Below are 12,075 nucleotides of genomic sequence, written 5' to 3' on the forward strand. Positions count from 1 at the left end.
CTGACATGCCCCCGGCCATCGATAAAAGCGGGGGACAGTAGCTGGTTCTGTGGCCTGACGGCCACTCGGAGGTGGGTCAAAACTAATGGCCAGTAGTGGGTCACTTTAATTGGCCACTAACACAAACTTAATCCAAGATCCCGTCCCTCGTTGAGGTAACAGCATGGAGTACGGTTTCGGCTTGCAAATTTTCAGATCTCGGGTATGAGATCTTTCGGAGAGCACCGAATAGCTTTGGAAAGAAGGTAAAGTTTCTCAATAGTCAGATTGACTTCGCCCCGCTCTACCTTGCCCAAATAACTCCGATCGATGCCAGCAGCGTGAGCAAGGTGCTCTTGGGAAAACCCCCTAGCTTTGCGAATCGCCCTGAGATTTTCACCAAATCTTCTTCTGATAACGCACATCGTTGCCTCCAAGGTGGAGGCAAAACTATTCCGTGCTTGAGTTTATTGTGCCACGGCATATACTACCCATTTTATGATAATAACTGTCATTAATTAGGGTCAAATTATGTCGCGCAAAGCTTTCACTATCGACAGGATCCTCTATGAAATCTTGATCGAATCGCCTAACGGCGTGTTTACGTTAAGTGGACTGCGGGAGGAGTTTTCATCCCGTTCGAATGAAAAGGTTATGCCCCCAAATCGAGAATTATTTTGGATGATTTTTATGCAGGTTTATGCCATGCGATCTGCAAAGCTGGTCAGCAGAGTTGAGAGACCAGAGGGAGGAAGTCTCTTCTTGATCGGAGAGCAATTCCGTAATCACCCGTTCAACGTGGTCGATCGGCTATTTGTCACAAGATGGTTTGGACGATAGTGTCCAGGTCTTATACCAAGACCATTTATCTGTGGAGGCTGAAATTCGAACGACTGGAACTTCGAATCCTATTTATCGTTTGATTTAATTTAATCAAATGGCTTGCTGGTTCATAAAAAAACCACGGTACTTCCTCAAAATCATCTCGTTATCGGCGAACACCTCTTTGTAAGCCATCCTCACGATTGCTCGATTCAACATCTCGATCTCGTCAGCATTCGAAACCACTCTCTGTCGATTGTCGCCTATGCCATCCCCACCCTGTAAAGCCAGCCTTGGAGAAAGAGGATAAAGAATAGTAAAACCTTTGCTCGGCGTCTGATGGATGTTCACTATGGGTTGGTCTGAGGTCAAAAAAGCCTCACTTGATTCATTTTGCAGCAAACAGAAATTTGCCTCATCCAAGAACAGACTGGCACCAATATTATTTCCTAACAGAATGTGCAGAGCCCACCAGAGTCGACGAAGGTTAAGCCTATAGCCGCCAGTTTTTAAACCATCTTCACTAGCTAGCGCCCGCTCTTTGAAAGCCTTCGTGCGAGTGATCTGCAAACCGAGATAACCACATAGTTCAGGACTTGCACGAGGTGATAGCACGGAAACATCTCCACGCGCCAACCGATCCAGCTCGTCACGAACTGCATCCTCATAACCCGAGTGCAGCTCCTCAATTGCGTTAGCACAAATTCGTTTTAACTCGTTTCTTCGACGTTGTGAGATAGTTGTTTTGTAAAAATCAGAGGCAAATGACAACACACTCATGTCCTGAACGAATGATTGATTGATCTCCCGGAGGGTTGAATTTTCAGGATGATTGGCGAGTTTCTTTAGAAATCTGAGATCATCTGAACCTAAGGCATTAACTTTGTAAAAATCCTTTTCACAAGCCACGCCCTTTGAACTAGTAGCGTTTATGCGCCCCTTCTTAGTAAGCTGGAATAGACTTCCTTTGGGGAGACTGTCGCCTTGCCAGTTTCTTAGGTAATGAGCCCAAACATGATGATGTTTACGCTTTAAATCGTTGCGTCGCGACAAGTTAGCATTCTCCATTGACTGGTCATCACAATCCTTGCTGGAGCTAAACCTCCGTCACTGGGAGCTAGTAGTGTAGTGTTGGTTTTCAAGAGTGAGGCTTTTTTCTTTGATGCTCAGAAAAAGCTCGTCTTAGCCTTACATTTCAGTGCAGTGAGGCCTTTTCTGGTACTTTATGGATATGGCAATCGCCAAAGGTATGCACAAACTCACCGACGTCCAGGTCACACTGTTGGGCGATCATGTGCGTCAGCAAGGCATAGGAGGCGATGTTGAACGGAACCCCCAAGAACAGATCGGCGCTGCGCTGGTATAGCTGGCAGGAAAGCTTGCCGTCCACCACGTAGAACTGGAACAGACAGTGGCAGGGCGCCAGCGCCATTCGACCCTCGCGGACGTTATCCTGGGGACCGATGGACTCATCCGGGAGCTCCGCCGGGTTCCAGGCGGAGACAATCAGGCGACGGGAATTTGGCTTGGAGCGGATCTGATCGATCACCTCGCTGATCTGGTCGACCACCTCGCCATTCGGGCACTGCCAGCTACGCCACTGTTTGCCGTAGATAGGCCCAAGGTCGCCGTTTTCCAGTGCCCACTCGTTCCAGATCGAGACCTTGCGCTCCTGCAGCCAGGTATTATCGGTGGAGCCACGCAGAAACCAGAGCAGTTCATAGATGATGCTGCGCAGGTGGACCTTCTTGGTGGTCACCAGCGGAAAGCCTTCCTGCAGGTTGAAACGGATCTGGCGGCCGAACACCGACCGGGTCCCGACACCGGTACGGTCCCCCTTGTCGAATCCGTTATCAACAACGTCTTGCATCAGGTCCAGATAGGCTTTCATCGGGCTTGTCTCCGGTAGGCAATAAACATCAGGGCGGCGCCGGCAATGATCATCGGGAAGGACAGTACCTGCCCCATGGTCAGCCAGTCAAAAGCAAGATAGCCCAGCTGTGGATCCGGCTGGCGCACGAATTCCACCAGGAACCGGAACACGCCGTAGCAGATCAGGAACAGACCTGACACTGCCATGGTCGGCCGCTGCCTGGATGAGAACCACCACAGGATCGCAAACAGGACGACACCCTCCAGGGCAAACTGGTACAGCTGGGAAGGATGCCGGGCGAGCGAATCCGGCGCCGTGCGAAACACCATGCCCCAGGCAACGTCCGTGGGCTTGCCCCACAGCTCGCCGTTGATGAAGTTTCCGATCCGCCCTGCCCCAAGGCCCAGGGGCACCAGTGGCGCAACAAAGTCGGCCAGGCGCCAGAAACCACTGCCCACTTTGCGGCCGTACCACCACATGGCAAACATCACGCCCAGCAGACCGCCGTGGAAAGACATGCCGCCTTCCCAGACCCTCAGCAACCAGAGCGGGTCAGCCAGGAAGGCGTCAAAGTTGTAGAACAGGACATAGCCGAATCGCCCGCCCAGGATCACCCCCAAGGCAAGATAGAAAAGCAGATCACCCATCTGCTCTTCGTTGATGGGCGACCAGGTTTTGCGGGTGCGGATGCGCCCGAGCCACCAGCCGGCCACAAAGCCGAACAGATAGGTCAGACCATACCAGTGGATCTTGAGGGGACCGATGGCGATGGCCACCGGATCAATCTGGGGATGCTGCAGCATCAACTACCTCTCAGCTCAGGAGAAAACGGAGCCCCACCAGCAGGAGCATGATGGAGAACGTACGCTTGAGAATCCGGGCGTTCAGCCGGTGGGCCAGGTTGGCGCCAATCCGGGCAAAGAAAACGCTGGTGAGAATAATACCGATCAGGGCCGGCAGATAAATGAAGCCGGCGCTCAGTTCCGGCAACGCGGGATTGTGCCACCCCGTCCAGATGTTACCCAGAGCACCGGCAATGGCGATAGGCAGGCCGCAGGCCGCCGATGTTCCCACTGCCTGCTGCATCCGCACGTTACACCAGCTCAGATAGGGAACCGTCAGGGTTCCACCGCCAATTCCGAAAATCGCCGAAGCCCAGCCGATACCGCCGCCGGCAACGCCCAGGCCGGCAGTGCCCGGAACATCACGACCCGGCTTGGGATCAACCTGGAAAAACATTTTCAGGCCCACCAGGATCACAAAAATGCCGATGACCAGTTCCAGGGCGCGCCCGCTCATCAGCGACGCGGTCCAAGCGCCAACCAGGGCACCAGCCACAATCCCGGCGGTCATGGGCCGGAAAAGATCCCAGCGCACGGCGCCATGCTTGTTATGGGATCGAATGGAGCTGACCGAGGTAAAGACAATGGTCGCCAGTGAGGTGCCAACCGCCAGGTGGGGAATAATGTCCGGACTGATTCCCTGCAGACCAAAACTGAACATCAGAACAGGCACGATGATCAGCCCGCCGCCAATGCCGAACAGGCCCGCCACGGTGCCTGCCAGGGCACCAAGGGCCAGATACGATGCTATTACATAAAACAGGGTCATAGTTTGAGACGCACCCGGGAAAACCAAGGCTGGTATGATACACAGCGTAAGAGTCAACTTCATTAACTCCGGGAGCGCCATCCTCCGCCATGTGCCTGATCGCCTTCGCCCTTGGACAGAACCCTCATTTCCCACTGGTTGTTGCCGCCAATCGCGATGAATTCTTCCGTCGCCCGACGGCCGCCATGGACTGGTGGACCACAGAATCCGGCACCCGGGTGCTTGCCGGCCGCGACCTGCTCTCCGGCGGCACCTGGCTTGCAGTAAATACCCGGGGCGAGGTCACTGCTGTGACCAATGTGCGCGAGGGAACACCGGAAACCGGTCAAATCAGCCGGGGTGAACTGCCTTTACGGGCCCTGACCGATTCGCGGGATCAGCTTGAGGGCTATCTGCTCGAGAAGGCCGATCGGTTCTCCGGCTTCAACCTCGTTCACCTGACCACCCGAGACGGCTGGTATTTCAGTAACCGGGATGCCCATCCCGGCCGGCAAATCCACCGCGGGGTGTATGGCCTGAGCAACCACCTTCTGCAGACGCCGTGGCCCAAACTTCTTCGCCTGCGCGAGGCCGCGGGGAATACCATCGCCGCCGCCGGCCATAACGCCGAAAAACTGCACAAGGAGCTGATTCCTCTGCTCCAGGACAGTACGCCGGCACCAGACCACCTGCTGCCCGACACCGGGGTTGGACTGGAAACCGAGCGCTTCCTCTCATCGCCGTTTATTGTCGGTTCGGATTATGGCACCCGGGCAACCACCGTGGTGACCGTGTCTGCCAGCGGCGACATCGAGGTAACCGAACAGAGCTGGGGCCCAGACGCCGAAACCGGCGAACGTCGTCACTTCCATTGGCAGCGATAGCGATCAGGCTCTGGTATAATCCGCGAAATTCTGCCACCCGATCGGAGGGCCCCTGATGGCCGGTGAACAAGGCGCCACATCGATAGCCGATTTTGAGAAATCTCTTGATGAACTGGAAAAGCTGGTTCGCGATCTGGAACAGGGCGAGCTGTCTCTCGAACAATCCCTGACGGCGTTTGAGCGTGGTGTAAAGCTGACCCGTGAATGTCAGCAGGCACTGAAGAGCGCCGAGCAACGAGTTGAACAACTGGTCCAGAACAGCGACGGCACCCTGGAAACACGCCCGTTTTCTCCGGATGATGCCGACTGATGTCCGGACCGAACGCCCTTACCTCCGATTTTCTGGAAACCTGCCGGGCCCGCGTCGATGCGGAACTGGACCGGTGCATTACCCGTGATTCCGCCTCCGGCCGACTGCAGGAAGCCATGCGCTACAGCGTGCTGGGCGGTGGCAAGCGAATCCGGCCGGCTTTATGCCTGGCGGCAGCAAAGGCACTGGGACAGACCGGTGACGAGGCCCTGATTCCGGCCTGCGCGGTGGAGCTGATCCATGCCTATTCACTGATTCACGATGACCTGCCGGCCATGGACGACGACGAATTGCGCCGCGGACGGCCCACCACGCACATTGCCTTCGACGAAGCTACTGCCATCCTGGCCGGAGATGCCCTGCAGGCGCTGGCATTCGGCTGGCTTGCCGAGGCCCCGGGGCTGTCGGAATCCGTGCGTCTGATCATGGTCAGGGAACTCGCCAGGGCCAGCGGCCACGGCGGAATGGTTGGTGGCCAGGCCATAGACCTTGAATCCGTGGGCAAAACCCTGGCGCTGACCCAGCTTGAAACCATGCACCGGCACAAGACTGGCGCCCTGATCGAAACCAGTGTGCGGATCGGCGCCCTGACCGCACCGTCGGTCAGCGAGCAGGCTCTGGCCTCTCTTACACAGTACGCCAAGGCACTGGGCCTGGCCTTCCAGGTTCAGGATGACCTGCTGGACATAGAAGGCGACACTACGGTCATTGGCAAACCCCAGGGTTCGGATGCCGCCCGCGCCAAACCCACCTATCCCGCCCTGCTGGGCGTGGCCGGCGCCCGCGAGCATCTGGCCGATCTGCTTGAACAGGCCCAGCAAAGCCTGCGGGATTTCGGCCCCGAAGCCGACCCCCTGCGGGCCATGGCGGATTACGTGGTGGCAAGAACCCATTGAATCCCAGCATCCCGAAGGCGCACACTGGCCGTAAATATTTTCGTAACAACTGGCCCGCTTTGTGTGAAACAGCTTCCCCTGTTCCCTTATAATGCCAGTCAGTTACTGAACGTACCGGAAAAGACCCGAGCAGATGCAGGACACTTATATTTTCAAGGAAATCCCGTCGCAGAGGCCCAACACGCCTCTGTTGGACCGGATTGACGAACCGGCCCAGCTGAGAGAGCTGGCCCCGGACCAGCTGACCCTGCTGGCCCGGGAGCTCAGGGCATTTCTGTTATGGTCAGTGGGCCAGACCGGCGGCCATTTCGGCGCCGGCCTGGGCGTGCTTGAGCTTACCGTTGCCCTCCACTATGTCTTTGATACTCCCAGCGACCGATTGGTCTGGGATGTTGGCCATCAGGCCTACCCCCACAAAATCCTGACGGGCCGGAAGGAGGCAATGGGCAGCATCCGGCGCAAGGGCGGGCTCGCTGGCTTCCCGAAACGGGCCGAAAGCGAATACGACACCTTTGGTGTTGGCCACTCCAGCACCTCCATCAGCGCAGCACTGGGCATGGCCATCGCCGCCCGCCTGCAACAGTCTGGTCGCAAAAGCATTGCCGTTATTGGTGACGGCGCCATGACCGCCGGTATGGCGTTCGAGGCCCTGAATCACGCAGGCCACCTGCACGCTGACATGCTGGTTATCCTCAACGACAACGACATGTCGATCTCGCGGAATGTTGGCGGACTCTCCAACTACTTTGCCAAACTGCTGTCCAGCCGCACCTACAACCAGGTCCGCGACAGCAGCAAAAAGGTTCTGCAGGGAGCGCCGCATCTGATGGCGCTGGCCAAGAAAACGGAGGAGCACTTCAAGGGCATGATTGCCCCGGGCACCCTGTTCGAGGAACTGGGGTTTAACTACATCGGCCCCATTGACGGCCATGATCTGCCCCTGCTGGTGGAAACTCTGGAGAACATCCGCGAGCTGGAAGGCCCGCAGTTCCTCCATGTCGTAACCACCAAGGGCAAAGGCTTTGCCCCGGCCGAAGCCGATCCGATTGGCTACCACGCCATCAACAAGATCGAACCGGTGCCACCGAGCAAGCCCGAGCCGGTCAAACCGAAGCCGAAAAAACCCAAATACGCCAACGTCTTTGGTCAGTGGCTCTGCGATTCTGCCGAGCAGGATGAGCGCGTGGTGGGCATCACCCCGGCCATGTGTGAAGGGTCGGATCTTCTGGCGTTCTCACAGCGTTTCCCGGAGCGCTATTTCGATGTCGCTATCGCCGAACAGCACGCGGTCACCCTGGCCGCCGGGCTGGCCTGTGATGGTGCCAAGCCGGTTGTCGCCATCTACTCGACGTTCCTGCAGCGGGCTTACGATCAACTGATTCACGATGTCGCCATCCAGAATCTGGATGTGCTGTTCGCGATTGATCGCGCGGGCCTGGTCGGTGAAGACGGCCCGACCCATGCTGGCGCTTTCGACATCAGCTACCTCCGCTGTGTGCCGAACATGGTGGTGATGACACCGTCGGACGAAAACGAAACCCGCCAGATGCTCCAGACCGGCATGCTTTACGAAGGACCGGCCTCCGTGCGGTACCCTCGTGGAACTGGGCCTGGCACCGAGATACAGCAGGCATTGACCCCACTGGAAATTGGCAAGGGCCGGCGGATATGCAGCGGCAAAGGTGTTGCCATCCTCAACTTTGGCACCCTGCTGGCGCCTGCTCTGGAGGCTGCAGAAGCCATCGGCGCAACGGTCGCCGACATGCGTTTCGTGAAGCCGCTGGATCAAGAACTGGTGCTGGAACTGGCGGAGCAGCATGAGCTGCTGGTGACTCTGGAAGAGAACGCCATTGCCGGCGGTGCCGGCAGCGCCGTGACCGAATTCCTGAACAGCCGTCTGGTCGCCATGCCGGTGCTTCAACTGGGTCTGCCGGATACCTTCATGGACCATGGCAAGCATGGGGAACTGTTGGCCGAGTGCGGCCTGGATGCCAAAGGTATTGAATCGGCCATCCGCACCCGGATGGAGACCCTTCGCCACCAGAGCCTGAAAGTCGTCAAATAAACAAAGGACTTCTTCCAGAAAGCAAAAAGCCCGCGACAGTCGCGGGTTTTTTCGTATCCGGAACCGGCTCAGACCTCTGGATCATCGTCCTGGTGCGTTTCGAGCCAGTGGCCAAGCTTGCTCTGTTTGGTATCGAGGTAGTGTTCGTTGTGGGGGTTCCGGCCCACGTGCAGCGGCACCCTCTCGGTAATGTCGATGCCGTAAGAGGACAGCGCTTTTACCTTGCGGGGGTTGTTGGTCATCAGCCGCAGGCTCTTGATACCCAGGTGCTCCAACATGTCCTTGCACATGCTGTAATCGCGCAGATCTGCCGCAAACCCCAGGCGTTCATTGGCTTCAACCGTGTCGGCGCCCTGGTCCTGCAGGTGGTAGGCGCGGATCTTGTTCAGCAACCCGATACCCCGCCCTTCCTGACGAAGATACATCAGAATACCCCGGCCTTCCCGGGCGATGCTTCGCAGCGCCTCTTCCAGCTGGTAACCGCAATCACAACGCATGCTGTAAAGAGCGTCACCGGTCAGACACTCGGAATGGGTTCGGGCCAGCATGGGTTCGTCGCTATCCAGGTCGCCAAGAGTCAGGGCAACATGCTCCTTTCCGGTATCCGGTTCTTCAAAGCCGTGCATATCAAATACCCCGAACGGGGTCGGCAACCGGCAGGTCTGGATGTAACGAACAGCCACAGTGTTTCCTCGTGGTTCAGTCAATCGGGCCGCGCATTCTATCACGGGCCCGCCCGCTTGGCGTAGTCTCGGCACTGTCGCTCCTCCGGCGTGGTCTTGGTAACCAACACTTACGAGCGCGGAGGTCCGCCAGATCAGGCTTTATCGGCAACCCAGTGGCCACTACGACCGCCTTTCTTCTCCAGCAGACGCACCGAACCGATCTCCATGCCACGGTCCACGGCCTTGCACATGTCGTAAAGTGTGAGTGCCGCAACGCTTGCCGCGGTTAGCGCCTCCATCTCGACACCGGTCTGGCCGGACAGTTTGCACCGGGTAAGAATATGCACAGAAGCGCCATCGCTGCCCGGGGTCAGTTCGACTTTCACAGAAGTCAGGTTCAATGCGTGGCACAGGGGAATCAGGTCGTGAGTTTTCTTCGCGGCCATGATGCCCGCGATCCGGGCAACGGCCAGGACATCCCCCTTCGGATGCTCACCCTCAATAATCATGTTCAGGGTTTCCGGCGCCATTCGGATGGTGGCTTCAGCGCGTGCCTCACGTTCGGTGGCCGCCTTGTCGGTCACGTCCACCATGCGGGCTTCGCCCTTGTCATCGAGATGGGTCAGTTTGCTCACGGTATCTCCCGGAATCGGTTTTGCAGGATGATGAAAAATGCAGGAACGACAGCATATCAGACACGGCCCCGGCGTCGCTGACAAGTATCAGCTTTGCGGCCACCAGAAGCCGATACCGGCGATGCCCTGGCCTCCTCGTAGACGGGCCTCCCGCAGATCGCCGGGCGACAGCCCACCGAGGGCAAATACCGGCAGCGCCGCTTCGGACACCAGGTCGGTAAAGACCGGCCAGCCCAGGGTGGGCGCACCCGGGTGACTTTCCGTGGGCTTCACAGGCCCCAGAGTCACATAGTCCGCTCCGATCGCCCTTGCATGATCAATTTCGCGCCGGTCATGGCAGGAAACACCCAGCCAGACATCCTCCGGAACCGGTCGGGCCGAGAGCCCGGCCGCCTCCCGCCAGGGCAGATGCAGCCCCGCGGCGCCGGGTGTAGCACGGAATACCTCGGGGCCGCCATGGACAATCAGGGCAGCTCCAGCCTTTTCACACACCGGCAACGCTTTCTCCGCCAACTCCCGATAGGCCTGCGCGCTCATGGTCGGAGCCCGGAGCACCACCAGGGGTGGCCTGGCAATTTCAACGCCGGCCAGAAGGCGCGCAAATGCCTGATCAGGATCATCGGCTTCTCCGGTAATCGCAAGCTGACGGGGCAACCGCAGGGCGCGAATGATCGGCCGGTTGGCGGCAGGGAAATCCTCATCACGAAGCTGCTCCGGGGCAAGCCATTCAACCGGCTGTCCCTCACATCCCTTTGCTTCGCCTTCGGCGGCTCTGGTTTCCCAGACGTCCAGGAAAACCCGTTTGTCGCCGTAGTCGTGGCGAATACCGATAACAGGCTCCAGGGAGGCCTCAGGCACCCGGAGACCGGTTTCTTCGGCAATCTCACGTACCAGCGCCGCCTGAACGCTCTCCCCCGGTTCCACCTTGCCCCCCGGAAACTCAAGCAAGCCCCCCTGATGGACATGGTCCGGCCGCCGGGCAATCAGCACCCGTCCATCCCGGACAATAACCGCGACGGCAACGTGAACTACTTTCATCCCGGCTTCCGACGCAGACGCAGACTTAGACATAGTCAGGTGCGGTACTCGGCGTTGATGGTGACGTAATCGTGGGAGAAGTCACAGGTCCATACCGTCTCCCGAACATCACCCCGCTTGAGATCAATGGCAATGGTGATCTCTTCCCGGTCCATCACCGCCTGTCCACGGGCTTCCGAGTAGTCCTCGGCCCTGCCACCGTTACGGACCAGGCAGACATCACCCAGGTAGATTTCCAGGGCGTTGAGATTCAGCCCGTCGACACCGGCGCGCCCCACCGCCGCCAGGATCCGGCCCCAGTTAGGGTCTGAGGCAAACAGTGCAGTTTTCACCAACGGGGAATGGGCCACGGTATAGGCAACGTCCAGCGCTTCCTGCTGGCTGGCCGCGCCGCTGACATCAATAGTGACAAACTTGGTTGCGCCCTCGCCGTCGCGGACAATGGCATGGGCCAGTTCCAGATAGACCTTTTGTAACGCCGCCCGAAGCTTCGGCAGCGACGGACTGGACGCCGTAATCTCGGGGCCGGAATACTGGCCACTGGCCATCAGCATGCAGGCATCGTTCGTGGAAGTATCGCCATCAATGGTAATGCGATTGAAGGATTTCTCTCCCAGCTCCGATGCGAGCGTCTGCAGCAGCTCGGGCGCAATCCGGGCATCGGTGGCAATGAAGCCAAGCATGGTCGCCATGTTGGGGCGAATCATACCCGCGCCCTTGCTGATGCCGCAGATGGTTACCGTGTGGCCATCCAGTTCCACCTGACAGGAGGCACCTTTGGGGCGGGTATCCGTGGTCATGATGCCACTGGCAGCTTCAGCCCAGCGATTCTCGGCCGTATTTGCCAACGCCTCGGGAAGCGCGCCAACGATTTTCTGGACCGGCAGCGGCTCACCGATCACCCCCGTTGAAAACGGCAGAATTTCGGCCTCCGAGACGCTCGCCTGTGTTGCCAGGGCCTGGCAGCAGGCAACCGCATCGCGCATTCCCTGTTCGCCGGTTCCGGCGTTGGCATTGCCGGTATTGATCAGGAGGTATCTGGGCGAGGCCGCGGCCAGATGCCGGCGGCTAAGGGTAACCGGTGCCGCACAGAACTGGTTCTTCGTAAAGATACCGGCAACCCGGCTTTCCGGGGCCAGTTCGAACACAACCACGTCCTTGCGCCCCGGCTTCTTGATACCGGCGCTGGCAATACCAATCTTTACCCCGGCCACCGGGTGAAACTCAGGTAAGGTTCCCGGACCTACCGCCATTCTGCCACTCCTCTTCTCTAGGGATCGGTTCTAAGGATCACAACACCCACTGGAAACGAAAAAAC

Annotated in this window: 12 protein-coding genes and 1 pseudogene; 4 read left to right on the forward strand and 9 right to left on the reverse strand. The window is 58.2% G+C overall.

Going from position 1 to position 12,075, the window contains the following annotated elements; genetic code table 11:
- Positions 1 to 191: 191 nt before the first annotated feature.
- The 5 genes and pseudogenes from KEHDKFFH_RS18430 to KEHDKFFH_RS18455 all read right to left on the reverse strand — a co-directional run bounded on the left by KEHDKFFH_RS18430 (position 192) and on the right by KEHDKFFH_RS18455 (position 4,285).
- Positions 192 to 404, reverse strand: coding sequence for a helix-turn-helix domain-containing protein (locus KEHDKFFH_RS18430; RefSeq protein ID WP_104323257.1), 213 nt, complete (start codon positions 402 to 404; stop codon positions 192 to 194).
- 508 nt (positions 405 to 912) lie between these two features.
- The gene (locus tag KEHDKFFH_RS18440; protein ID WP_158253209.1) at positions 913 to 1,854 is read right to left on the reverse strand and encodes a DUF4238 domain-containing protein; all 942 of its coding nucleotides are present in this window, start codon (positions 1,852 to 1,854) and stop codon (positions 913 to 915) included.
- Positions 1,855 to 2,026: 172 nt separating this feature from the next.
- Positions 2,027 to 2,692: pseudogene (locus tag KEHDKFFH_RS18445) on the reverse strand (thymidylate synthase); the annotation flags it as partial.
- Positions 2,689 to 3,477 (reverse strand): prolipoprotein diacylglyceryl transferase, encoded by a 789-nt coding sequence (gene lgt / locus KEHDKFFH_RS18450; protein WP_104323260.1) that lies wholly within the window; start codon positions 3,475 to 3,477, stop codon positions 2,689 to 2,691. The pseudogene KEHDKFFH_RS18445 and the gene lgt, both read right to left, overlap by 4 nt.
- Positions 3,478 to 3,487: 10 nt before the next feature.
- Complete coding sequence (locus KEHDKFFH_RS18455; protein WP_104323261.1) at positions 3,488 to 4,285, reverse strand: sulfite exporter TauE/SafE family protein; 798 nt, start codon at positions 4,283 to 4,285, stop codon at positions 3,488 to 3,490.
- Between the two features lie 89 nt (positions 4,286 to 4,374).
- On the opposite strand from KEHDKFFH_RS18455, the gene KEHDKFFH_RS18460 reads away from it, so the two are divergent.
- The 4 genes from KEHDKFFH_RS18460 (at position 4,375) to dxs (ending at position 8,419) form a co-directional block, all read left to right on the forward strand.
- On the forward strand, positions 4,375 to 5,148 hold the full coding sequence (locus tag KEHDKFFH_RS18460; protein WP_104323262.1) for an NRDE family protein: 774 nt from the start codon (positions 4,375 to 4,377) through the stop codon (positions 5,146 to 5,148).
- Positions 5,149 to 5,203: 55 nt separating this feature from the next.
- Complete coding sequence (locus KEHDKFFH_RS18465; RefSeq protein ID WP_008176478.1) at positions 5,204 to 5,458, forward strand: exodeoxyribonuclease VII small subunit; 255 nt, start codon at positions 5,204 to 5,206, stop codon at positions 5,456 to 5,458.
- Positions 5,458 to 6,354, forward strand: a complete 897-nt coding sequence (gene ispA / locus KEHDKFFH_RS18470) for a (2E,6E)-farnesyl diphosphate synthase (protein ID WP_104323263.1) — start codon at positions 5,458 to 5,460, stop codon at positions 6,352 to 6,354. The genes KEHDKFFH_RS18465 and ispA overlap by 1 nt, the downstream gene beginning before the upstream one ends.
- Positions 6,355 to 6,487: 133 nt before the next feature.
- Entirely contained in the window at positions 6,488 to 8,419 is a 1,932-nt protein-coding gene (gene dxs, locus KEHDKFFH_RS18475; RefSeq protein WP_104323264.1) for a 1-deoxy-D-xylulose-5-phosphate synthase, read from the forward strand.
- A gap of 68 nt (positions 8,420 to 8,487) precedes the next feature.
- Here dxs and ribA read toward each other — a convergent pair whose 3' ends face one another.
- The 4 genes from ribA to argJ all read right to left on the reverse strand — a co-directional run bounded on the left by ribA (position 8,488) and on the right by argJ (position 12,010).
- Positions 8,488 to 9,102, reverse strand: coding sequence for a GTP cyclohydrolase II (ribA, locus tag KEHDKFFH_RS18480; protein WP_064227020.1), 615 nt, complete (start codon positions 9,100 to 9,102; stop codon positions 8,488 to 8,490).
- 134 nt (positions 9,103 to 9,236) lie between these two features.
- Positions 9,237 to 9,719, reverse strand: coding sequence for a cyclic pyranopterin monophosphate synthase MoaC (moaC, locus tag KEHDKFFH_RS18485; protein WP_064227019.1), 483 nt, complete (start codon positions 9,717 to 9,719; stop codon positions 9,237 to 9,239).
- A gap of 87 nt (positions 9,720 to 9,806) precedes the next feature.
- The gene (locus KEHDKFFH_RS18490) at positions 9,807 to 10,757 is read right to left on the reverse strand and encodes a Nudix family hydrolase (RefSeq protein WP_104323265.1); all 951 of its coding nucleotides are present in this window, start codon (positions 10,755 to 10,757) and stop codon (positions 9,807 to 9,809) included.
- 35 nt (positions 10,758 to 10,792) lie between these two features.
- The gene (gene argJ / locus KEHDKFFH_RS18495; RefSeq protein WP_104323266.1) at positions 10,793 to 12,010 is read right to left on the reverse strand and encodes a bifunctional glutamate N-acetyltransferase/amino-acid acetyltransferase ArgJ; all 1,218 of its coding nucleotides are present in this window, start codon (positions 12,008 to 12,010) and stop codon (positions 10,793 to 10,795) included.
- Between the last annotated feature and the right edge of the window lie 65 nt (positions 12,011 to 12,075).

Origin of the sequence: Marinobacter maroccanus, from assembly GCF_002933275.1 — a bacterium.
Lineage (GTDB): Bacteria > Pseudomonadota > Gammaproteobacteria > Pseudomonadales > Oleiphilaceae > Marinobacter > Marinobacter maroccanus.